This window comes from Ralstonia sp. 22086 (genome assembly GCF_052045975.1).
In the GTDB taxonomy this organism is placed as follows: Bacteria; Pseudomonadota; Gammaproteobacteria; order Burkholderiales; family Burkholderiaceae; genus Ralstonia; species Ralstonia wenshanensis.
In genome coordinates, this window is the sequence record NZ_JBQEPZ010000001.1 from 757,061 (window position 1) to 778,085 (window position 21,025).

At 63.6% G+C, this 21,025-nt stretch carries 21 protein-coding genes; 4 read left to right on the forward strand and 17 right to left on the reverse strand.

Annotated features, from left to right (window positions below; all coding sequences use genetic code 11):
* Positions 1-42: 42 nt before the first annotated feature.
* Entirely contained in the window at positions 43-468 is a 426-nt protein-coding gene (gene ndk / locus ACTJK6_RS03515) for a nucleoside-diphosphate kinase (RefSeq protein ID WP_045204261.1), read from the reverse strand.
* 370 nt (positions 469-838) lie between these two features.
* Between ndk and ACTJK6_RS03520 the strand changes: the two genes are divergently transcribed.
* A complete protein-coding gene (locus tag ACTJK6_RS03520) occupies positions 839-1,540 on the forward strand; it encodes a Bax inhibitor-1/YccA family protein (protein ID WP_024975969.1) in 702 nt (233 codons plus the stop codon).
* 99 nt (positions 1,541-1,639) lie between these two features.
* Here the strand turns inward: ACTJK6_RS03520 and rlmD are convergent, their stop codons facing one another.
* A complete protein-coding gene (gene rlmD / locus ACTJK6_RS03525) occupies positions 1,640-2,992 on the reverse strand; it encodes a 23S rRNA (uracil(1939)-C(5))-methyltransferase RlmD (protein WP_440838774.1) in 1,353 nt (450 codons plus the stop codon).
* 160 nt (positions 2,993-3,152) lie between these two features.
* Here rlmD and ACTJK6_RS03530 point away from each other — a divergent pair, with 160 nt between their 5' ends.
* On the forward strand, positions 3,153-4,016 hold the full coding sequence (locus ACTJK6_RS03530) for an endonuclease/exonuclease/phosphatase family protein (protein ID WP_322016528.1): 864 nt from the start codon (positions 3,153-3,155) through the stop codon (positions 4,014-4,016).
* A gap of 34 nt (positions 4,017-4,050) precedes the next feature.
* On the opposite strand, the gene rpoS is transcribed toward ACTJK6_RS03530, so the two are convergent.
* From rpoS to surE, 4 genes are read right to left on the reverse strand one after another with little or no spacing between them, the layout of a single operon-like run.
* A complete protein-coding gene (gene rpoS, locus ACTJK6_RS03535) occupies positions 4,051-5,187 on the reverse strand; it encodes an RNA polymerase sigma factor RpoS (RefSeq protein ID WP_232042505.1) in 1,137 nt (378 codons plus the stop codon).
* A gap of 8 nt (positions 5,188-5,195) precedes the next feature.
* On the reverse strand, positions 5,196-6,023 hold the full coding sequence (locus ACTJK6_RS03540; protein WP_232042504.1) for a peptidoglycan DD-metalloendopeptidase family protein: 828 nt from the start codon (positions 6,021-6,023) through the stop codon (positions 5,196-5,198).
* A 1-nt stretch (position 6,024) separates the two neighbouring features.
* Positions 6,025-6,969 (reverse strand): protein-L-isoaspartate(D-aspartate) O-methyltransferase, encoded by a 945-nt coding sequence (locus ACTJK6_RS03545; protein WP_232042503.1) that lies wholly within the window; start codon positions 6,967-6,969, stop codon positions 6,025-6,027.
* A 15-nt stretch (positions 6,970-6,984) separates the two neighbouring features.
* A complete protein-coding gene (gene surE, locus ACTJK6_RS03550) occupies positions 6,985-7,740 on the reverse strand; it encodes a 5'/3'-nucleotidase SurE (protein WP_232042502.1) in 756 nt (251 codons plus the stop codon).
* A 211-nt stretch (positions 7,741-7,951) separates the two neighbouring features.
* Between surE and ACTJK6_RS03555 the strand changes: the two genes are divergently transcribed.
* On the forward strand, positions 7,952-8,926 hold the full coding sequence (locus ACTJK6_RS03555) for an NADPH:quinone oxidoreductase family protein (protein ID WP_440838775.1): 975 nt from the start codon (positions 7,952-7,954) through the stop codon (positions 8,924-8,926).
* A 75-nt stretch (positions 8,927-9,001) separates the two neighbouring features.
* Here ACTJK6_RS03555 and ACTJK6_RS03560 read toward each other — a convergent pair whose 3' ends face one another.
* The 7 genes from ACTJK6_RS03560 to ACTJK6_RS03590 form a co-directional block, all read right to left on the reverse strand.
* Positions 9,002-10,108, reverse strand: coding sequence for an alkene reductase (locus ACTJK6_RS03560; protein ID WP_440838355.1), 1,107 nt, complete (start codon positions 10,106-10,108; stop codon positions 9,002-9,004).
* A gap of 95 nt (positions 10,109-10,203) precedes the next feature.
* The gene (locus ACTJK6_RS03565) at positions 10,204-10,833 is read right to left on the reverse strand and encodes a TetR/AcrR family transcriptional regulator (protein WP_440838356.1); all 630 of its coding nucleotides are present in this window, start codon (positions 10,831-10,833) and stop codon (positions 10,204-10,206) included.
* A 91-nt stretch (positions 10,834-10,924) separates the two neighbouring features.
* The gene (locus ACTJK6_RS03570; RefSeq protein WP_440818261.1) at positions 10,925-11,716 is read right to left on the reverse strand and encodes an ABC transporter permease; all 792 of its coding nucleotides are present in this window, start codon (positions 11,714-11,716) and stop codon (positions 10,925-10,927) included.
* A 23-nt stretch (positions 11,717-11,739) separates the two neighbouring features.
* A complete protein-coding gene (locus ACTJK6_RS03575) occupies positions 11,740-12,552 on the reverse strand; it encodes an ABC transporter ATP-binding protein (protein WP_440838357.1) in 813 nt (270 codons plus the stop codon).
* 64 nt (positions 12,553-12,616) lie between these two features.
* Positions 12,617-13,666, reverse strand: a complete 1,050-nt coding sequence (locus tag ACTJK6_RS03580; RefSeq protein ID WP_440838358.1) for an ABC transporter substrate-binding protein — start codon at positions 13,664-13,666, stop codon at positions 12,617-12,619.
* Positions 13,667-13,755: 89 nt separating this feature from the next.
* Positions 13,756-14,964, reverse strand: coding sequence for a CaiB/BaiF CoA transferase family protein (locus tag ACTJK6_RS03585; RefSeq protein WP_440838359.1), 1,209 nt, complete (start codon positions 14,962-14,964; stop codon positions 13,756-13,758).
* A 20-nt stretch (positions 14,965-14,984) separates the two neighbouring features.
* Positions 14,985-15,899 (reverse strand): LysR substrate-binding domain-containing protein, encoded by a 915-nt coding sequence (locus tag ACTJK6_RS03590; RefSeq protein WP_232042495.1) that lies wholly within the window; start codon positions 15,897-15,899, stop codon positions 14,985-14,987.
* A gap of 233 nt (positions 15,900-16,132) precedes the next feature.
* Here ACTJK6_RS03590 and ACTJK6_RS03595 point away from each other — a divergent pair, with 233 nt between their 5' ends.
* On the forward strand, positions 16,133-17,422 hold the full coding sequence (locus ACTJK6_RS03595) for a carbohydrate porin (protein WP_440838360.1): 1,290 nt from the start codon (positions 16,133-16,135) through the stop codon (positions 17,420-17,422).
* A gap of 17 nt (positions 17,423-17,439) precedes the next feature.
* Here ACTJK6_RS03595 and recR read toward each other — a convergent pair whose 3' ends face one another.
* The 4 genes from recR to ACTJK6_RS03615 all read right to left on the reverse strand — a co-directional run bounded on the left by recR (position 17,440) and on the right by ACTJK6_RS03615 (position 21,011).
* Entirely contained in the window at positions 17,440-18,060 is a 621-nt protein-coding gene (gene recR / locus ACTJK6_RS03600; RefSeq protein WP_440838361.1) for a recombination mediator RecR, read from the reverse strand.
* Positions 18,060-18,359 carry an antibiotic biosynthesis monooxygenase family protein gene (locus tag ACTJK6_RS03605; RefSeq protein ID WP_322016522.1) on the reverse strand — a complete coding sequence of 100 codons (300 nt, stop codon included), beginning with the start codon at positions 18,357-18,359 and terminating at the stop codon, positions 18,060-18,062. The genes recR and ACTJK6_RS03605 overlap by 1 nt, the downstream gene beginning before the upstream one ends.
* A gap of 23 nt (positions 18,360-18,382) precedes the next feature.
* A complete protein-coding gene (locus tag ACTJK6_RS03610) occupies positions 18,383-18,730 on the reverse strand; it encodes a YbaB/EbfC family nucleoid-associated protein (protein WP_024975986.1) in 348 nt (115 codons plus the stop codon).
* An 85-nt stretch (positions 18,731-18,815) separates the two neighbouring features.
* Entirely contained in the window at positions 18,816-21,011 is a 2,196-nt protein-coding gene (locus tag ACTJK6_RS03615) for a DNA polymerase III subunit gamma/tau (RefSeq protein ID WP_440838362.1), read from the reverse strand.
* Positions 21,012-21,025 lie beyond the last annotated feature (14 nt).

A 21,025-nucleotide genomic window follows, 5' to 3' on the forward strand; every position in this document is an offset into this window, starting at 1 on the left:
ACTTGCAACCCGAAACCACCAATTCCAGTCTAGTGTTGACGCTTAGCGGCTGTAAATGTTCAGGCCCGGGAAGAAGAAAGCGACTTCCACGGCAGCCGTTTCAGCAGCGTCCGAACCGTGCACGGCGTTGGCGTCGATGCTGTCGGCGAAGTCGGCGCGGATCGTGCCCTTCTCAGCCTTCTTCGGATCGGTTGCGCCCATCAGGTCACGGTTCTTGGCGATTGCGTTTTCGCCTTCCAGCGCCTGCACCATCACCGGGCCCGAGATCATGAAGTCCACCAGATCCTTGAAGAACGGGCGCTCCTTGTGCACGGCGTAGAACTGCTCGGCTTCTGCGCGCGACAGGTGGATCATCTTGGCCGCGACGACCTTCAGGCCTGCGCCTTCGAAGCGGGCGTAGATCTGGCCGATGACATTCTTGGCCACGGCATCCGGTTTGATAATCGACAAAGTGCGTTCGAGCGCCATCAAAAACTCCAAAAAATGAAGGTGTTACGTGAAAGATAAACGTTAGATTCTAACACGGGAGGGAGCCAGATTGAATGTCAAGCGGTGCAACCCCGCCCCGCGAATGCTGGCAGAGCCACGAGATTCAGCGATCACTTCGTACTAAGCACAACCGCCAGTTCGATGAACGCGCCTTAGGATCCCCTTATCGGGCGCACGGAAAGTCACCTGCGAAGCGCGTTTTCCGCCGTGATTGCCTGCCAGCGACCGGAACCGCGTGGCATGCTGGCTCTCCAAGTAAGGACGATGCGGCTTGCAAAAGCCGGTTTCGGATGCCACATTCGCTGTGTCGTCGCATTGTCTGCAATGTCATTCACCCCAAGGAGTTCGCATGGACAACCAACTCAACACGTACGGTTTTGGCGCTTCCGGCACCGCCGGCGCGTTGGCCGTCCGCAACCGCGTGCTGCGCAATACCTATTGGCTGCTCGCGCTTTCCATGATCCCCACCATCCTCGGTGCGTGGATCGGTGTCGCCACCGGCTTCAACCTGATGGGACGCAACCCGCTGATGGGGTTCGTCATCTTCATGGCAGTGGCCTTTGGCTTCTTCTACGCCATTGAGCGCTTCAAGAACAGCGGCCTGGGCGTGGCGCTGCTGTTGGGCTTCACGTTCTTCATGGGGCTGATGCTGTCGCGGCTGATCGGCATGATCCTGGGCTTCTCGAACGGCGCGTCGCTCATCATGACGGCGTTCGGTGGCACAGCGATCATCTTCGGTGTGATGGCGACGGTCGCCACGGTCAGCAAGCGTGATTTCTCTGGCCTGGGCAAATGGCTGTTCATGGGCGTGCTGGTGCTGATCGTAGGCTCGGTAGCCAATATCTGGCTGCAACTGCCGGCAATGATGCTCACGATCTCGGTGCTGGCCATCGCGATCTTCTCTGCCTACATCCTGTTCGACGTGCAGCGCATCGTGAACGGCGGCGAGACCAACTACGTGACCGCCACCCTGGCGATCTACCTGGACGTCTACAACATCTTCACGAACCTGCTGGCGATCCTGGGCATCTTCGGCGGAAATCGCAACTGACCGAAATTCGCCCCCGCGCTAGCACTGGCGCGGAGTAACAAAAAAACCGGCGCCTAGTGCGCCGGTTTTTTGTTGCCCGCAAGATTACGTGACGAGTGCTTAGTCGCGCTCGAATACCGCCATCGACTCGACGTGCGATGTGTGCGGGAACATGTTGACTACGCCCGCACCGGCCAGCCTGTAGCCGGCTTCATGCACAAGCAGACCCGCGTCGCGCGCCAGCGTCGCCGGATTGCACGACACGTAGACGATGCGCTTCGGCAACAATTCAGCCGCATCACCGCCACGCTGAAACAACTCGGCCAGCGCCTTGGACACAGCCAGCGCGCCTTCGCGCGGCGGATCGATCAGCCAACGGTCAAACTTGCCCAGCGCGGCAATATCATCAGCCGTCACTTCGAACAGATTGCGGCAAGCAAATGTTGTCTTCGCGTCCAGGCCGTTGTGCTGGGCGTTGGCCAAGGCACGCGTCGTCAGCGCCTCACTGCCCTCGATCCCCATAACCTCGCGGGCACGCGTCGCCATTGGCAGCGTGAAGTTGCCGATACCGCAGAACAGGTCGAGCAGCCGATCACCCGGTTGCGCATCGAGCAGCTTCAGCGCCCGCGACATCAGCACCCGGTTGATCTGGTGATTGACCTGCGTGAAATCAGTCGGCTTGAACGGCATGGTGATGCCGAACTCGGGCAGCGTGTACGTCAGCGTACGATCCAGCGGATGGAACGGATAGACCGTATCCGGCCCCTTGGGCTGCAGCCAGAACTGAACGTTGTGATGATCGGCAAAAGTGCGCAGTTCGGCCTCATCTTCAGCTGTGATCGGCTCCAGGTTACGCAACACCAGCGCGGTCACATCCTGGCCGACCGCGAGCTCGATCTGCGGCATGCGCTGCACGATCGACAGGCGCCCCACCAATTCGCGCAACGGCACCAGCAGCGCGGACACGTGCGGCGGCAACACCTCGCACGACGTCATGTCCGCCACATAACTGCTTTTGCGCTCGTGAAAACCCACCAGCACGCCACCTTTGGCCGCAACATGGCGCACGGTCAAACGCGCCCGATAGCGGTAGCCCCAATCCGGGCCGGCAATGGGCCGGAACACCACGTCCGGACGCAGTTTGGCCAAATGCCACAGATCATCTTCCAGCACGCGCTGCTTGATCGCAACCTGCGCGCGCGAATCCAGATGCTGCATCGAGCAACCACCGCACACACCAAAGAACTTGCATTGCGGCGTCACGCGCGAGGCGGACTGGCGCAGAATGTTCACGACGCTCGCCTGCTCGTATGAAGGCTTGACGCGGTGACTGCGATACATCACCCGCTCACCCGGCAGTGCGCCTTCCACAAAAACAACCTTGCCCGGCGTGCCATCCTCGTTCATCAAACGCCCGATGCCACGCGCTTCGCCATCGAGCGAGACGATTTCCAGCGGCCCTGCCACAGGCATTTCGGGCTTACGGCGGCCACGGGGCTTGGCCGACGGTGCGTCCGGCGCAACCGTTGCTGGAGCAGAAGAGGAAGGCGTGACGTTGGGTGCAGCTTGAGACACGAGCGAGCCTGGGCAAAATGAGGACAAGGGCGGCATTGTAAGACACCGGAGGACCAGCATGGGCACCGTCATCCTGACGTGGAACATCCAATGGGGCCGGGGCGCCGACGGACACGTCAGCCTCGAGCGCCAACTCGCGCAAGCACGTGCGATGGCCGAATTTGACGTGTTATGCCTGCAGGAAGTCACCTCCGGCTTCAGCGACCTCCCGGGCCGACCGGGCATCGACCAATGGAGCGAGCTGGCCGAGGCGCTTGGCAGCGAATACACCGTCATCAGTGGATTCGCGCTGGAGCGCCACAACGGCGCGCATGCGCAGCGCTTCGGCAACGCCATTGTCACGCGCCTGCCCGTGCATTACATCCGGCGCCACGCATTGTCCTGTCCGCCCGATGCCACACCGTGCATGCCGCGCATGGCCATTGAGGCAATCGTGCAGGCGCCGTTCGGTGCCTTGCGTGTTGTCACCACACATCTGGAGTACTACTCGGAACATCAGCGTGTCGCACAAATCGATGCTCTGCGGGCCATCCACGCAGAAGGTTGCGCGCGCACGACTCAACCATCCGTGCTTGGCACAGAGCCCGAAGCTGGCCCTTTCCGCCCGCTTGCACAGACCTCGGCAACCATCGTCTGCGGCGATTTCAACTGCAAGCCCGACTCGACGCCCAAGCGCTTGGCCACCGTGCCATTCACTCGCGAACCCGCTTTGCATGATGCGTGGGAGATTGCGCACGGCGCGACGCCGCAGCCACCGACTTTCGGCGTGCACGACCGCGCTGGCTGGACCGAACCGGCCTACGCGTGCGATTTCATGCTGGTCAGCGAACCACTGAAGCCGCGCGTGCTGCGCCTGGAAGTCAACAGCACCACCCAGGCATCGGATCATCAACCGATGCTGCTGGAGCTTCGGAACGACTAGAAAAAGAGACGAGGGACAAAGGGACAGCAGTGCCTTACAGCACCGCGTCCTTGCGCACGCCTTGCGAGGCGAAATGGCGTTTGAGCTTCACCAGCGCTTCCTGCTGAATCTGACGCACGCGTTCACGCGTCAAACCCATCTCGGCGGCAAGTTCTTCCAGCGTGGCCGGCTCGATGTAGTTAAGGCCGAAGCGGCGCTCAACGACATAGCGATGCTTGTCAGACAAACGTGCGAGCCACGACTTCATCAACAGCGACAGCTCGCGATGTGCCACCTCTTGATCGGGCGAAGCACCATGCTCGTCCGACAGGAAATCGAGCAGGCTCGTACCCGGATCAAGGTCGAACGGCGTATCCAGCGAAGTCGTGTGCTCATTGAGCGAGAGCACGTCCTGCACTTCCTCCGTGGTCTTGCCGAGTAGGTGGGCGATGTCTTCAAGACTTGCGTCTCGGCCATCCACGCCACTCTTTTCCAGATGGCGCTTGGCGCGCAGCACCTGGTTGAGCTCGCGAATTACGTGCACCGGCAAACGAACTGTGCGCGCCTGATTCATGATCGCGCGCTCGATGCTCTGGCGGATCCACCACGTTGCATACGTGGAGAAGCGGAATCCGCGTTCCGGATCGAACTTTTCAATCGCGTGCATCAGACCCAGGTTGCCCTCTTCGATCAGATCGAGCAACGGCACACCGCGGTTCAGATAGCCCTTGGCAATGCTCACGACCAAGCGGAGATTGCGCTCGATCATGACTTGGCGCGCGGCAAACTCGCCAGCCTTGGCCAACGTCGAGAAATGCAGCTCTTCGGCCGGCGTCAGAAGCGGCTTGATACTGATGCGATTGAGATAGTGCTGAACGGTGTCGGCGGCCAGTTCGGCCTGTAGCACCTTGCGGAAATCTTCCTCTGGTGCAGCTTCCTCGGCCTCTTCACCTTCTTCCTCTTCTTCATCGGGCTCGTCGGCACTGTCCGACGTGTCGTTGAGTTCGGCGGAATCGGAAACGGGCAGGTCGTCGACGAGCGCGTCGACGACTTCGATCTCTTCAGCGGGCGGCTGCGCCTCGCCGCGCGCACGCCGCCCCGCGCGCCCATTCGGGGTGCGCTGGCCCTCTACAGCAGCGTCGATGTTGTCATCGGCGGGGGTGACGGGCGTGGCGGCTTTCTGGCGCGGCATGCATTCCTCTATTGAGGCGGCAAGTAGCGCATCGGATCGACCGGCTTACCGTTGCGGCGCACTTCAAAATGAAGCTTCACGCGATCCGCATCGGTACTGCCCATTTCGGCGATCTTCTGCCCTTTCTTAACCGTGGATTGCTCGGTGACCAGAACCTTATCGTTGTTGCCGTAGGCGGTCAGGAACGTGTCGTTGTGTTTGATGATGACAAGATTCCCGTACCCACGCAAGGGTCCAACGTGGATCACTTTTCCGTCGTCGGCAGCGACCACCGCGTCACCGCGTTTGCCACCAATGTCGATGCCCTTATTGCTCTTGTCATCGAAACGGTTGATGAGCGAGCCGCGGGCAGGCCACGCCAGCGAAATTGCGCCGTCGGTTGCCCCGGCAGGAGCGCTGGCCGACGCTGCGGGCGGCGGCGTGACCGGTGCGGAATCGACCGGCTGCGTGCTCGTGTTGGCGGGGCGAACCGGCGTGACCACGGCCCCGGTGCTGCTGACTTCCGCGTTCGGCGGAACGACGCGCAACAGCTGATCGACTTCGATCTGGTTGGGGTTGGCGATGTTGTTCCAGGCCACCAGGTCACGCGGCGCTTGGCCGTTACGCAAGGCGATGCTGTACAAGGTATCGCCACGCTTGACCCGATAGTAGCCGGGGGGCGGCGGCTCTTGCGACACGGTGCCAGTGTTGCCGGCGCGCGATGTACGATCGAGAACAGGCGCTTGGTTGCCGGAGGATGCGCAAGCCGCCAGTAGTGCGGCCGATACCATCGCCACGGCGAGCCGGCCTGCGCGTACGGGGCTTGGACGGTTCATGGAGCTCCGGGAAATGAACATGCTAAACAGTTCCTGATTTTAACGGGACAAAGAAAACGCCTTCAAGCGCGGTACTGTGAAACTGGAAGCGACTGCGGCGCTCGATGAGAACGAGCTGCTGCGCGGGGCCGCTGTTGCGGTCGGTGGCCACGGGGGCGATCAGCCTGCCGCCGATTGTCAACTGGTCGAGCAGCGCCTGCGGCACCTCCAGCCCCGCCGCAGCCAGGATGATGGCGTCGAACGGCGCGGCCTTCGGCAGCCCCAGCATGCCGTCGCCATAGTGCAGACGGATGTTTGGCACGCGGAGTGGCCGCAAGTTCGCTTTGGCTTTTTCATGCAGCGGGCGAACGCGCTCGATCGAGTACACCTCGTCGGCGAGCTGTGCGAGAACGGCTGCCTGGTAGCCGCAGCCGGTACCAATTTCCAGCACGCGAGCCAGCGGCATGCCAGTGCGGCCGGGCCGCCCACTCAACAACAGCTCGATCATCCGTCCGACCACTGACGGCTTCGAGATCGTTTGCTGATGGCCGATCGGCAATGCGGAATCTTCGTACGCCTGCGAGGCGAGGCCGGCATCGACAAACAAATGACGCGGCACCGTGCCGATTGCAGCCAACACGCGCTTATCACTCACGCCTCCGGCCTGCACACGGCCAACCAGCGCCTGACGCGCACGATCCGATGCCATGCCACCGGCCGCGGCGTGCGCTGCAGCCGTGCGTGCCTGAACGGCGCTCGCGGCGACGGCACCGACAGCGGCATCGACACCCGCCACACGCTGTGGCGCAGGCGCCGGAGCGGATGCGGGCGACGCGCGCTCGACGGATGCCATGCGCACCGGCGTGGGGCGCGACACTGCGCTCACCCCCGACGAGATGCGCGTTTCACGCTGACGTTCCACGGGCTTGCGCTCGACCACAGCATCGAGCGTCAACGGAAAGCGCCGGTCGCGCGGGCGTTCAGACATGTGCCACCAAGGCGATCATGGCGTCTGCCAGCGGCGCACAGTGCGCAGTTGGGCCGTATCGGTCAGATCGAGCTGCAGCGGTGTCAGCGAGACGAAGCCATGCGCGACGGCATGGAAATCGGTGCCTTCGCTGGCGTCTTTCGCATCGCCGGCGGCACCGACCCAGAAGATCGGCTCGCCGCGCGGATTGGCTTGGCGGATCACCGGCTGCGATTGGTGCCGCTTGCCTAGACGCGTTGCGCGCCAGCCGCCAAGCTCGCCGTACGGCAGATTCGGGATATTGACGTTGAGCAGGACCGGGCCATCCGGCGGATCGGACAGATAGCGCTCGACAACCTCACGGGCGACGCGCTCGGCAGCGTCAAGGTGCGTCCAGCCTTTGTCGGCCTGCGAGAACGCAATCGACGGAATACCGAACAAATAACCTTCGATGGCAGCGGCGACGGTGCCGGAATACAGCACGTCTTCACCCATGTTCTGGCCCTGGTTGATGCCCGAGACGACCAGATCGGGCTTCTCTTCGATCATGCCGGTGAGCGCGATGTGCACGCAGTCCGTTGGCGTACCGTTGACGAAGCGAAAGCCCTTCTGGGCACCCTCGGTTGCTTCGAACACCGAAAGCGGCCGTTGCAGCGTGAGCGAGTTCGACGCGCCGCTGTGGTTCTGCTCCGGTGCGACCACCGTCACGCGGCCGAGAGGGCTCAGCGCACGATGCAGCGCCGCGAGCCCGGGCGCGAGGTATCCGTCGTCGTTGGCAATGAGAATATGCATGGCGCGGATTGTAACCGAGCAACGTTCGCGAATCGTGCTCGCGCACACGTTCTACACGCTTACAAAAAATGCATCGACAAGCCGCACGATTTATCGCCGCCGGCCAAATCGAACGACCGTGCTTTTATTCGGTTACACTGCCGGACGAGATCGCGTGCAATGCATGCGAGATGGCGAACAATCCAACGCAAGACTGTTGAGGAGACACATGATGAAAGCCGTCGTCTGCAAAACCTGGGGCCCGCCCGAATCGCTGGTGATCGAAACGCTGCCGGACCTCTCGCCGGGTGCCGGTGAAGTGGTTATCGACGTGAAGGCTGCGGGGGTGAATTTCCCTGACGTGCTGATCATCCAGAACAAATACCAGTTCAAGCCGGAGCTGCCGTTTACGCCAGGCTCGGAAGTCGCGGGCGTGGTCAATGCGGTGGGCGAAGGCGTGTCGCACCTCAAGACCGGCGACCACGTGATCGCCTTCCTTGGCCAAGGCGCCTTTGCTTCACAGGTGAAGGCGTCGGCCAAGGTGGTGATGCCAATGCCGCCTGGCATGGCATTCGACACCGCAGCCGCATTCACGCTTACATACGGCACGTCGCACCACGCGGTGGTCGATCGCGGGCAACTGAAGGCTGGCGAAACGATGCTGGTGCTCGGCGCGGCGGGCGGCGTCGGGCTGGCGGCCATTGAGATCGGCAAGGCGATTGGCGCACGCGTCATCGCGGCGGCGTCGAGCGACGAGAAGCTCGCGGTCTGCAAAGACCACGGCGCCGATGCGCTCATCAACTATTCGACCGAAGACCTGCGCGAGCGCATCAAGGAATTGACCGACGGCAAGGGCCCGGACGTGATCTATGACCCGGTCGGCGGAATCTATGCAGAACCGGCGTTCCGTTCGATCGCCTGGCGTGGCCGCTACCTCGTGGTTGGCTTTGCCAACGGCGAGATCCCGAAGATGCCGTTGAACCTGGCGCTGCTCAAAGGCGCGTCGCTGGTCGGCGTGTTCTGGGGCGAGTTTGCACGTCGCGAGCCGAAGGCGAATCTGGCGAACATGATGCAGATGCTCGGCTGGATGCAGGAAGGCAAGATTCGTCCGCACATCTCGGCGCGCTATCCGTTGGAGCAGACGACACAGGCGCTGCTCGACATGGCGGCGCGCAAGGTGACGGGCAAGGTGGTGATCCAGCCTTAAAAACCGGGGCGCTGGAGACAAAAAAGCCGCGCAGGTTGATCGCCTGCGCGGCTTTCTTTTTGACGCGACCGATTATCAGGCCGCTTCTTCCAACGTCGGGTAGTCGGTGTAGCCCTTTTCCTGGCCGCCATAGAAGGTTGCGCGATCGGGCTTGTTAAGCGAGGCGCCGACACGGAAGCGCGCCACCAGATCGGGGTTGGCAATAAACGGACGACCGAACGCAACGGCATCCGCCAGACCGGAGGCAATCATCTGCTCGCCCTCTTCCGCCGTGTATTGGCCGCACACGATAAGCGTGCCCTTGAAGGCGTCGCGCAGTTGCCGGCGGAAATCGTCGGTCAGCTCGGGGCCGCCAGCCCAATCCGGCTCGGCGATGTGCAGATAGGCGATGCCACGCTTGGCCAGCTCGCGGGCCAAGTACAACGCGCTTTCTTCGGCTTGTGCGTCGGCAATGTCATGCGCGACGAAGTGCGGCGAGAGGCGGATGCCGACGCGGTCTGCGCCAATCTCGGCGATGGCGGTATCGACCACTTCGAGAATCAGTCGGGCGCGGTTTTCCAGCGAGCCGCCGTATTGGTCGGTGCGTTGATTGCTGTTGGTCGACAGGAATTGGTGCAGCAGGTAACCGTTGGCGGCGTGGATTTCGACGAAGTCGAAACCAGCGCGGCGTGCACGCAGCACAGCCTGACGATATTGCGCGATCACGCCAGGGATTTCTTCCGTGGCGAGCGCGCGCGGCTCGCTGGTCGGCACATTGGCGGGCGTGCCGTCGGGCTGCACGACAAAGCTCTGCGCGCCCTTGGCGACGATGGCCGACGGCGCGACAGGCGCCTGGCCGTTTTCCTGCAGCAACGTGTTGGAAATGCGGCCCACGTGCCAGAGCTGTTGCGAGATGCGGCCACCCTTGGCGTGCACGGCATCCACGACCGCCTTCCAACCGGCTTCCTGTTCGTCGGTGTACATACCCGGCGTCCAGGCGTAGCCCTGGCCCTGGCGGGAAATTTGCGTTGCTTCCGTGACGATCAGGCCGGCGGTTGCACGCTGGGCGTAGTAAGTCACGTTCAGCTCGGTCGGCACGTCGCCAGGCTGACCGGCGCGCGAGCGCGTGAGCGGCGCCATCACGACACGATTGGCGAGGGTCGTACGGCCGGTCTGAATCGGGGACAGCAATTGTTGAGTCATATCAGCTCCTGAAAGAGAGACTATTCGACCGGTCATCTAGAACCGGGGTCAAAGAAAAAGCGAGGAACGTGCCTCGCCGGCAATGGCTTTTGCAATCAGTGTTTCGGCTTGGCCAGCAGAATTTCCGTTTGCGTCACACAGCTCTTGAACGCGGCGACATTGCGGTGCGCCTTGGCCAACAGCGCGCCGCCCATCCACATGGCGTACAGCCCTTCGGCCAGCTGGCGCGCATCCTCCACAGGCGCTAACGAACCGTCGGTGACGCCCGCCTCGATTGCGGTGGCGATGCGCTCGACCATGCGCGTCATCCCTGTCGACAACACTTTGCGCATCGGCTCCGACAAATCCGATACCTCCCCCGACAGCTTGACCGCCAAGCAGGTGACCTCGCATGCGCTGCGCTCATGCAGATCGATCCAGGCCGTGAAATAGCGCAGTAGCCGCTCGCGGGCGGTGACGCGCGTGTCGTTGAACAGGCTGACAACGCCCGCGTCGTAGTCCTGGAAATAGCGTTCCAGCATGGCGACGCCAAAGTCTTCCTTCGACCCGAAGTAGTAATAAAACGAGCCTTTGGGTACCTGCGCGCGGCCGAGGATTTCCGCCAAGCCGACAGCCGAGAAACCGCGCCCGAGGATCAGCTCGGCACCGGCGTCCAGAATGCGGTCGCGGGTGTCGTGCCGGGCTTCGGCGCCTTCAGCGGTGACGGGTTCGGGGTGCTTGCTCATGATGGATCGCATTGTAGTAGACCGACCGTCTAGTTGCATGACCCTGCTACGAGCAGGGTCGATGTGACGTTCGCGTCGTTAGCGCGCTCGCTCAGAGCTTCTCGGTCTCGCCGCTCTTCGGCTGCCAGCGCATCAGGCGTTTTTCCATCAAGCCGACGAGCCAGTCGAGCACCAGCGCAAAGACCGTCAGCACGACGATGCCTGCAAACACGGTGTTGATGTCGAACGTCCCCTCGGCCTGGAGGATCAGGTAGCCAACACCGCGCGCGGAGCCGAGGTACTCCCCCACCACCGCCCCGACGAAGGCCAGGCCCACCGACGTATGCAGGGACGAGAACACCCAGCTCGTCGCGCTCGGCAGGTAGACAAAGCGCAGCAGTTGCCGCTGCGATGCGCCCAGCATGCGCGCATTTGCCAGCACGACCGGGCTCACTTCCTTCACGCCCTGATAGACGTTGAAGAAGACGATGAAGAACACCAGCGTCACCGCCAGCGCGACCTTTGACCAGATACCCAGCCCAAACCACACGCCAAAGATTGGCGCCAGGATCACGCGCGGCATCGAGTTGGCCGCTTTGATGTACGGATCAAGCACTGCCGAAGCCGCCGGGCTCAGCGCCAGCCACAAGCCGGCGCCCAGACCAGTGGCGGTGCCGATGGCAAAGGCCAGCACCGTCTCGGCCAACGTCACGCCCAGGTGTTGATAGATATCGCCCTCGGTGACAAACCACGCCCAGATGCGCTGGGCAACGATGAGCGGTTCTCCGAAGAAGAACGCGACTTCCTGCGAGCGCGTGGCGAAGTGCCACACACCCAACGTGACAACCAGCAGGCCAAGCTGCCAGGTGCGCAGCGCGAATAGAGAAAGCGGACGGTTAGCCATGGATGCAATCGATCAGATTCAGTTCAAGCTACGCGGCGGTGCTGCGCATAGCCCTTGAGCACTTCCTCACGCAGGACGTCCCAGATGCGCGAATGCAGGTCGACAAAGCCGGCCTGGTCGCGAATTTCAGCCACATCGCGCGGGCGCGGCAGGTCGATGGTGAATTCGCCGATCGGGTGGGTGCCGGGGCCAGCGGCCAGCACGACCACGCGGTCGCTCATGGCAATGGCTTCGTCCAGATCGTGCGTGATGAACAGCACCGCCTTGCGCTTGGCGGCCCAGAGATCGAGCACCTCGTTTTCCATCAGCTGGCGCGTCTGAATGTCGAGCGCCGAGAACGGCTCGTCCATAAGAATGATGTCTGGGTCGAGCACTAGCGTTTGCGCCAGGCTCACGCGCTTGCGCATGCCGCCGGAAAGCTGATGCGGATAACGGTCTTCAAACCCAGCCAAACCCACGCGCGCGAGCCAAGACATGGCGAGGTCACGCGCATCCTTGTCGGGCATGGCCCGAAACTGCAGCCCGGCCGTCACGTTGTCGAGCGCGCTGCGCCATGGCATCAACGCCTCAGCCTGGAACATATAGCCGGCGCGCCGGTTGATGCCGAGCAACGGCTCGCCAAACACCCGAACCTGCCCGGAAGATGGCTGCAACAGGCCGGCAGCCAGATTCAGCAACGTAGATTTGCCGCAGCCGGTGGGGCCCACCACGGAGACGAACTCGCCGGCCTGCACCTCCAGCGAGGTGTTTTGGACGGCGGTGTAACGCTGGCCTGGCGTGTCGGGTGAAATGAACGTACAGGTGATCTGATCGAACGAAAGCGCGGGATGGGACATGGTCTGCGGTCCAAAAGCAATACGCCCGGGCGAAGCCGGGCGCGTTGCTGAAAGCCTGTTGGAATTACTTGTACTTGGCGTTGGCCTTCTGCACGAAGGCATTGGTGAAGGTCTGGTCGAGCTTGATCTGCTTGCCCTTCACTTCCGCATCAAACTCCGACAGCGTGCGCAGTGCCGTGGCGGGGCCGTCGGTGGGCATCGTGCCATCAGGTGAGATGGCTTCGCGCACCTTGTCCCACGCTGCCAGATACAGCGCGCGGTCGCCCAGCAGATAGGCTTCCGGCACCGTCTTGACGATGTCCGACGGGCCCGCCTTCTGCAGCCACTTGAGTGCGCGCACCATGGCGTTGGTCATCGCCTGCGTCGTGTTCGGATTCTTCTGGATGAACGCGGTGGATGCATACAGGCAGCCCGCCGGCATGTTCCCCCCGAAGACCGCTTTGGTATCGGCCAGCGTACGGGTATCCGAGACCACGCGCACTTCGTTCTTCTGCGTGAGCATCGACATCACCGGGTCCAGGTTGGCCAGGGCGTCGATCTGGCCAGCGCGCACGGCGGCAATCGCACCGCTGCTCGGGCCCACGCCGATGATCGACACTTCGTTCGGCTTGATGCCGGCGCGCGCCAGCACATAGTTGACCATGATGTTGGTCGATGAACCCGGAGCCGTCACGCCGATCTTCTTGCCCTTCAAATCGGCAATCGACTTGTAGTTGGGCATCGTCTTGTTGCTGACCGCCAGCACGATCTGCGGTGCGCGCCCTTGCAGCACGAACTCCTGGTACATCTGGCCCTTGGCCTGCAGCACCAGCGTGTGCTCATACGCGCCGCTCACCACGTCGGCGCTGCCGCCGACCACGGCCTGCAGGGCTTTCGCGCCGCCGGCAAAGTCGACAATCTCAACGTCCAGGCCTTCGTCCTTGAAGTAGCCCAGGCGCTCGGCAATCGTCAGCGGCAGGTAGTAGAACAACGCCTTGCCGCCCACCGCGATGGTGACCTTGCTCTTTTCAGGCTTGCCCTGTGCCAGAACGGTGGGGCTGGCAGCCACCAGGCTCGTCGCGCACAGTGCTGCGCCCACCCATTTTGCCCAGCGCCCAATGACTCGTGTCCCCATGCCTGTCTCCCGTTTTGTGGCGTTCACTGCCTTGGCGGCGATATTACCGCAACGATTTGCAACACAACATGCGGGATCGTCCTAGCTGTTTAGCTTTTGGCTTCGGCAATGATGCCTTGCGAAGCCAGCGCGTCGATCTGCGCGTCGGTGAGGCCGTGGCCGCGCAGGACGTCACGTGTGTGCTGGCCCAGGCGCGGCGCGCTCGCCTGCACGGCGCCCGGCGTAGCGGAAAGCTTAGGCACCACGCCTGGCATCTCCACATCAATGCCCGACTGCGCGCGCACCGTTTCGATGACACCGCGCGCGCGGTAATGCGGGTCGGCGGCAATATCGGCGACGGTGTAGATCGGGCCGCTGGGCACTTCGGCCGCATGCAGCGCGGCCAGGACATCGCCGATGGGCAGCGTGCTCGTCCACGCGTTGATGGCGGCGTCGATCTCCTCTGCACGCGCAGCGCGGCCGTCGTTGCGGGCCAGGCCGGGATCGTCGGCCAGATCTTGCCGGCCCATGTGTTGCATCAGGCGGCGGAAGATGTTGTCGCCGTTGGCGGCAATCAGAACGTACTCGCCGCCGGCGCAGCGGTAGGCATTCGACGGTGCGATGCCCGGCAGCGCCCCGCCCGCCGGCTGGCGGATTGCCCCGAACACCGAGTATTCGGGCAGCAGGCTCTCCGTCAGGTTGAACACGGATTCGTACAGCGCCACGTCGATCACCTGCCCATTGCCGCCACGCGCATCGCGTTCGTACAAGGCCAGCAACACGCCTAGTGCACCATGCAGGCCGGCGATCGTATCGCCAAGTGACAGCCCCGCACGTGCAGGCGGCCGCCCCGGCTCACCGGTCAGATAGCGCAGGCCGGCCATGGCTTCGGCAATGGCGGCAAAGCCAGGCTCGTCGCGTTTGGGACCCGTCTGGCCATAGCCGGACACGCGCAGCATGATCAGTTTCGGATTGACGGCGGAAAGCGCCTCGTACGACAGCCCCCACTTTTCCATCGTGCCGGGGCGGAAATTCTCGATCAGGACATCGGCTTCGGCGGCCAGCTTGCGTACGACTTCCTGCCCCTCCGGCACACGCAGGTCCACACAAACAGACTGCTTGTTGCGCGACTGCGCTTCCCACCAGACTGACGTGCCCTCATGCAGCATCCGCCATTTGCGCAGCGGATCGCCCTGCCCCGGCGGCTCGATCTTGATGACCTGCGCGCCAAAGTCGGCGAGCGTCTTGGCTGCAAACGGCCCGGCAATCAGTTGCCCGAGTTCGAGCACGCGGATGTCCTGCAAAACCTGTGTCGGCATGGTTGTAGAAAACGTTGAATTTACAGTGCAGCGGGGTTGCCAAGCAGATGCGTCATCAGCAGGCGCGCAGAGCTGGTCAGGGCATCGGGGTCGCGCACGCCCACCAACAGGCGGCGATGCGCCCATTCGTCTTGCAGTGCCACGAGGGCCAGACCGGCGCCCGGCAGGCTCGATACATGCCCTTGCGCCGCAATGCGCGGCAACACGCCCACGCCCAGACCGGAGGCCACCATGCGGCAGACGGCTTCAAAGCTGCGCACCTGGATACGCAAACGCAGCGGCTTACCCAGGCGGACACTCTCGTCGACCAGTTGCGCGGCCAGCGACGTGCCCGGCGGCAGGCTGACGAAGTCGAAATCCACGGCGTCAGCGAAATGGACGTGCTTGCGCCCGGCCAATGGATGCCCGCGCGGTGTCACCAACGCGAGATCGTCCTCGCGGTAATCGAACGATTGCAGCCCGTCGCAGGGTGTACCGGCCGCGAAGATGCCAAGGTCCGCCCGGTTCTCCCGCAGCGCGGCAACGATATCGCCGCTGTCCTGCTCTTCCAGCGCGATGCGGATGGCCGGATTGGCCAGCATGAAGGCGGCCAGGTCATCTGCCAGGAATTGCGTAATCGACGACGTGTTGGCCCACACGCGCACCAGCCCGCGGGTGCCCGCGGCAAAGTCCGACAGTGCGCCGGCCATACGCTCGACGTCCTGCAGGATGCCCACAGCATGGCGGAAGCACGCCTGGCCGGCCTCGGTCAGTTCCACGCCGGCGGCATGGCGATATAGCAACGGCGCGCCCACAGCCGCTTCCAGATCGGAAATCCGCTTGCTTGCCGCAGCCACGGCCAAGTGCGACTGGCGCGCCCCGGCCGAAATGCTGCCCAGCCGGGCCACCGCCACAAACAGGCCGAGGGTGACGAGATCGAAGCGGGCGAGATTCATTGTGGAAAGCTGAAGGTGGGAAATACACAACATCGGATGTGACATCGGGGCACGTTCCGTGCGTGTTTCATCCGACCGTCACCCGCCCACGTTTAACATGGCGGACTTTTGCCGTTCCCGGATCCGAAAAAGGGATTCTAACGGCGTTCTCCCTGCTTGCCGCCATGCCGCTTCCGTTCCGTCTTGCCCGCTTGACCGCCCTGTGCGCCCTATCCTTGAGCGCCGGGCATGCCTTGGCAGCCGAAAGCAGCACAGGCGACACCGCCGGTTGGGCGATCAACGATCCCGACCGCTTTGCCGTGCATGGCCAGGCCACCTACGTGTGGCAGCACGACCTATCGTTCCACTCGCCGTACAGCGGGCCGAACAGCCTGTCGAGCAAGTCCACCACCAGCTATTCGGTCACGACCACGCTTGACCTGGGCATGCGCCTGTGGCAAGGCGCTGAAGTGCACTTCAATCCGGAAATGGCGTTCGGCCAGCCCTTCTCGGGTCTGCATGGCCTGGCCGGATTCACCAATGGTGAGTTGGCCAAGACCGCCGGCCCGAACCCGACGCTCTATCGCGCACGCGCCTTCTTCCGCCAGACGGTCGGCCTGGGTGGCGGCACTGAAGAGAGGGAAGCCGAGATGAACCAGTTTGCCGGCCAAGTCGACAAGCGTCGCCTTGTCTTCACAGCCGGCAATTTTTCGGTGCTGGACGTGTTCGACAGCGTGACCTACGCGCACGATCCGCGCACGCAATTCCTGAACTGGTCGTTCCTCACGCACGGCGCGTTCGACTACGCTGCTGATGCACGCGGCTACACCTGGGGCGCCGCCCTGGAGTATTACGACGGCGACTGGGCCTATCGCATCGGCCGCTTCATCCAGCCGGAAGAATCCAACGGCCTGCCGCTCGACACGCGCATCGGCCGCCACTACGGCGACGTGTTTGAAGTCGAGCGGAGCCACACGCTCGCGGGTCAGCCGGGCAAGCTGCGCGTGATGCTCTTCCGAAACAGGACCGACATGGCCCGCTACGACGATGCCCTCGCCCTCGGCCAGTCGACGGGCAGCGCGCCGGACATCAGCCTGGCGCGGCGCGACAACTCCAAGGTCGGCGTCGGTATTGGCGGCGAACAGCAGATCAACGACGACATTGGCGTCTTCGCACGTGCATCCTGGGCGGACGGCAAGACGGAAACCTACGCCTTTACGGAGATCGATCGCTCCGTGTCGTTCGGCACGCTGGTCAAGGGCAGCCAGTGGGGCCGCTCGGATGACACGGTCGGGCTCGCGGCGGTTATCAACATGTTGTCGCGGGATCACCGTCGCTACCTGCAGCAAGGCGGCCTGGGCGTATTCCTGGGAGACGGCAAGCTGAACTATGCGCCCGAGCAGATCGTCGAGGCGTTCTATAGCTTCCAGGCGACCAAGCACCTGTGGATCAGTGCCGACGCGCAATGGATTCGCAATCCCGGCTACAACGCGGATCGCGGTCCTGCGGTGTTTTTCGGTACGCGCCTGCATACCGAATTCTGAGATTCAGGTGCGCCGGTTCAGAGCTGGCGCCGATCCAGCACCGCGCGGGCAATGGTGCCCGCGTCCACGTATTCCAGTTCACCGCCCACCGGCACGCCACGCGCCAGACGCGTCGCCTTGATACCGCGCGCCTTCAACATCTCGCCGATGTAGTGGGCGGTCGCCTCGCCCTCGCTGGTGAAGTTGGTGGCAAGGATGACCTCGGCGCAGGGCCCGCCCAGCGCAGGGTCAGTGGCGCGGGCCAGCAAGCGTTCGAGGTGGATCTCTTTTGGGCCGATGTTGTCCAGCGGCGAGAGCCGCCCCATCAGCACGAAGTATTGGCCCCGATAAGTCAGCGTCTGCTCGATCATCATCTGATCAGCCGGCGTTTCCACCACGCACAGCAGCGACGCATCGCGGCGCGCGTCCAGGCAGGTCTCGCAGATTTCCTGCTCGGTAAAGGTATTGCAGCGGCTGCAGTGCTGGATCGATTCCGTCGCCTCGGACAGCGCCTGTGCCAGTTGCGCGGCGCCCTCGCGGTCATGTTGCATGAGGTGATACGCCATCCGCTGGGCAGACTTGGGGCCCACGCCCGGCAGCACGCGCAAGGCTTCAACCAGCATCTGCAGCGCCGATGGCGTGCCTAAAGCGTTACGCATCACACGTGCTCCAGAACCGTCGTGTGGTGCAGCACTTCCGGCATCGGGTCATAGAAATGATGCAGCAGCGCGCGCCACCGCTGGTACTCGGGCGACTGACGAAAGCCGATGGTATGGTCTTCCAGCGTCTGCCACTGCACCAACAGCAGGTAATCGCTGGTCTTCTCCATGCAGCGCGACAGTGAAAGCGAAACGAAGCCCCCCATCGCACCGATGATGTGGCGAGCCTCGCCGAAGGCCGCCTCGAAAGCAGCTTCCTGGCCGGGCCTGACGTGCAGCAGCGCGGATTCCAGCACCATGGCGCGATCCTGATGAGCGTCGTTTAGAACGGCAGCTTGAAGCCGGGCGGCAGCATGCTCGCCATACCGCCCAAACCGGAGGTGAGCGAGCCCATCTTCTCTTGCGCAGTGGCCTCGGCCTTGCGCACGGCGTCATTGAACGCAGCGGCGATGAGGTCTTCCAGCAGATCCTTGTCTTCGCCTTCGGCCAGCAGGCTCGGGTCGATCGACACACGCTTCACGTCGTTCTTGCAGGTCATCACCACCTTCACGAGGCCGGCACCGGACACGCCTTCCACCTCGATCAACGCAAGCTGCTCCTGCGCCTTCTTCATGTTTTCCTGCATCTGCTGGGCTTGCTTCATCAGCCCCGCGATCTGGCCTTTCATCATGGTCGTTGCTCCTTGAAATGGGTCGTGAAGGGCGCGCCGCTCAGGTTGGCGCGCCGGTATTCAATGTTCAGTCTTGGAATGCGATTCAGTGCGCGTGCGGTTGGATCGAACCGGGAACGACCTGCGCGGCAAAGTCACGAACCAGCGCCTGCACAAATGGGTTGGCGGCAATGGCGTCTTCGGCATTGCGTTGGCGCTCGGCGCGCTGTTCGGCATCGACAGCCGCCGCGGTGGCGCGTGCAGGCCCGATATCGCACGCCACGCGAACGGGCGTGCCGAAGTGTTCCGTCAGTGCTGCCTCCAGGCGCTCGACGACGTTGGCGTCAGTCAGCGGAGGCAACGGTACGCGCAGGCGCATCGTGACGCCTTCTACGGCAGCCAACTCGCTCTGGTAGGCCAGTTGCTGTGCCAGACCGCGGATCGGCAGGCTCGCTGCCAGTGCCGGCCAATTGCCGTCGAACGTGGTAAGACCGCTGGCGCTCAGATCAGGCGGCGTAGCAGCGGCTACCGGCTCCGGAGCGGCCGTCTTGGCCGGCGCAGGCGCAGCTGCCGGCGCTTCGATCGGTGCGGGACGACGTGCTGCCGGCTCAGACGCCCCGGGGCGCACGTTGGAAGCGAAATCCCAGCCGGCAAACGCGGCGTCCATTTCTTCAAGCGAAGGCGAAGCAAGTTCGCCCGGCATTTCATCCCAGGGCGGCGGGCCGTCATCGGTGGGCGCGGCAACTGCAACCGGCTGTTCACGGCGCTGCGGTGCGGATGCCGGCGCAGCAGCCGGATTCGGGCGTGGACCTGCAGCAGGTGCAGAAGGAGGCGCGACAGGCGCGGGCGCCGCTACCGGCGTAGCGACAGGTGCAGAAGCTCCGCCGCGGCCACGACTCGACGCCTGACGCGCAGCGGCCAGCGCTTCCATCGCCGGCGAGCGACGCGCTGGCGCCGCAGCCGGCGTCGGCACGGCCGCTGCAACGGCCGCTGGGGCCGTCGGAGTCGCTTGATAAGTCGCACGCGGCGCCTCGACCACCTGCTCCGGACGCACCGCCACCTGCGCAACCTCAGCATGCGGTGCCGCCACGGCCGCAGTCGCCGGGGCCGCAGAGCGCGTCGATGCGGTCGGGGTTGCTGCCAGCGGCATCGCCCGCTTCCCGCCACCACCGCCCGAAGGCGGCGGCGCGTCCCCACCCGACTGTCCGGGCTGGAACGCCAGCATGCGCAGCAGCGTCATCGTGAAGCCGGCGTATTCATCCGGCGCAAGCGCCAGTTCGTTCCGGCCCAGGTTGGCAAACTGGTAGAACAGTTGCACCGACTGCGCATCGAAGCGCTCGGCAAGGCGGCGCACATCGTCGGCCTCGGGCCAGTCGTCCTGCACGGCAGCAGGCACGACCTGCGCCAGCGCAATCTTCTGCAACAGGGATGCAAGATCCTGCAGCGCGCCCGAGAAGCTCAGACTGCGCCCCGCCATCTCGTCGGCGATCTCGACAAGCGCCGCGCCATTCTCATCGGCCAGCGCATCGAGCAAACGCACGAGGTAACTCTGGTCGATCGCACCAAGCATGCCGCGCACGGCAGCTTCACTCACCTCGCCAGCGCTGTACGCAATGGCCTGGTCGGTGAGCGACAGCGCATCGCGCATCGAACCCTGGGCAGCGGCCGCCAGCAGACGCAACGCATTCGGCTCGTGGGCGATGCCCTCTTCGCCAAGGATGCGGTCCAGGTGAGACACGATGTGCCCCGGCGGCATCTGCTTGAGGTTGAACTGCAGGCAGCGCGACAGCACCGTCACCGGAATCTTCTGCGGATCGGTGGTCGCGAGGATGAACTTGACGTGCTCGGGCGGCTCTTCCAGCGTCTTCAGCATCGCGTTGAAGGCGTGGTTGGTCAGCATGTGCACTTCGTCGATCATGTAGACCTTGAAGCGGCCGCTGGTTGGCGCGTAGACCGCGCGGTCCAGCAACTGCGCCATCTCGTCGACGCCGCGGTTGGAGGCGGCATCCATCTCGATGTAATCGACAAAGCGCCCGGCATCGATCTCGGTACAGGCGCGGCACACGCCGCACGGCTGCGCGGTGATGCCGCCCTGCCCGTCTGCGCCGACGCAATTGAGCGATTTGGCAAGGATGCGCGACAGCGTCGTCTTGCCGACACCGCGCGTACCCGTGAACAGGTATGCGTGGTGCAGGCGCTGCTGTTCGAGCGCATGCGTGAGCGCTTTCACCACGTGTTCCTGACCGACCAGCGTGGTGAAATCGCGAGGGCGCCACTTGCGGGCGAGCACTTGATAACTCATGCGGCGGATTGTAG

Bases quoted from the DNA above. Each gene is read 5' to 3' on its own strand.
- ndk (WP_045204261.1), bottom strand. From the start codon at position 468: ATGGCGCTCGAACGCACTTTGTCGATTATCAAACCGGATGCCGTGGCC.
- ACTJK6_RS03520 (WP_024975969.1), top strand. From the start codon at position 839: ATGGACAACCAACTCAACACGTACGGTTTTGGCGCTTCCGGCACCGCC.
- rlmD (WP_440838774.1), bottom strand. From the start codon at position 2,992: ATGCCTGTGGCAGGGCCGCTGGAAATCGTCTCGCTCGATGGCGAAGCG.
- ACTJK6_RS03530 (WP_322016528.1), top strand. From the start codon at position 3,153: ATGGGCACCGTCATCCTGACGTGGAACATCCAATGGGGCCGGGGCGCC.
- rpoS (WP_232042505.1), bottom strand. From the start codon at position 5,187: ATGCCGCGCCAGAAAGCCGCCACGCCCGTCACCCCCGCCGATGACAAC.
- ACTJK6_RS03540 (WP_232042504.1), bottom strand. From the start codon at position 6,023: ATGTTCATTTCCCGGAGCTCCATGAACCGTCCAAGCCCCGTACGCGCA.
- ACTJK6_RS03545 (WP_232042503.1), bottom strand. From the start codon at position 6,969: ATGTCTGAACGCCCGCGCGACCGGCGCTTTCCGTTGACGCTCGATGCT.
- surE (WP_232042502.1), bottom strand. From the start codon at position 7,740: ATGCATATTCTCATTGCCAACGACGACGGATACCTCGCGCCCGGGCTC.
- ACTJK6_RS03555 (WP_440838775.1), top strand. From the start codon at position 7,952: ATGAAAGCCGTCGTCTGCAAAACCTGGGGCCCGCCCGAATCGCTGGTG.
- ACTJK6_RS03560 (WP_440838355.1), bottom strand. From the start codon at position 10,108: ATGACTCAACAATTGCTGTCCCCGATTCAGACCGGCCGTACGACCCTC.
- ACTJK6_RS03565 (WP_440838356.1), bottom strand. From the start codon at position 10,833: ATGAGCAAGCACCCCGAACCCGTCACCGCTGAAGGCGCCGAAGCCCGG.
- ACTJK6_RS03570 (WP_440818261.1), bottom strand. From the start codon at position 11,716: ATGGCTAACCGTCCGCTTTCTCTATTCGCGCTGCGCACCTGGCAGCTT.
- ACTJK6_RS03575 (WP_440838357.1), bottom strand. From the start codon at position 12,552: ATGTCCCATCCCGCGCTTTCGTTCGATCAGATCACCTGTACGTTCATT.
- ACTJK6_RS03580 (WP_440838358.1), bottom strand. From the start codon at position 13,666: ATGGGGACACGAGTCATTGGGCGCTGGGCAAAATGGGTGGGCGCAGCA.
- ACTJK6_RS03585 (WP_440838359.1), bottom strand. From the start codon at position 14,964: ATGCCGACACAGGTTTTGCAGGACATCCGCGTGCTCGAACTCGGGCAA.
- ACTJK6_RS03590 (WP_232042495.1), bottom strand. From the start codon at position 15,899: ATGAATCTCGCCCGCTTCGATCTCGTCACCCTCGGCCTGTTTGTGGCG.
- recR (WP_440838361.1), bottom strand. From the start codon at position 18,060: ATGCGTAACGCTTTAGGCACGCCATCGGCGCTGCAGATGCTGGTTGAA.
- ACTJK6_RS03605 (WP_322016522.1), bottom strand. From the start codon at position 18,359: ATGGTGCTGGAATCCGCGCTGCTGCACGTCAGGCCCGGCCAGGAAGCT.
- ACTJK6_RS03610 (WP_024975986.1), bottom strand. From the start codon at position 18,730: ATGATGAAAGGCCAGATCGCGGGGCTGATGAAGCAAGCCCAGCAGATG.
- ACTJK6_RS03615 (WP_440838362.1), bottom strand. From the start codon at position 21,011: ATGAGTTATCAAGTGCTCGCCCGCAAGTGGCGCCCTCGCGATTTCACC.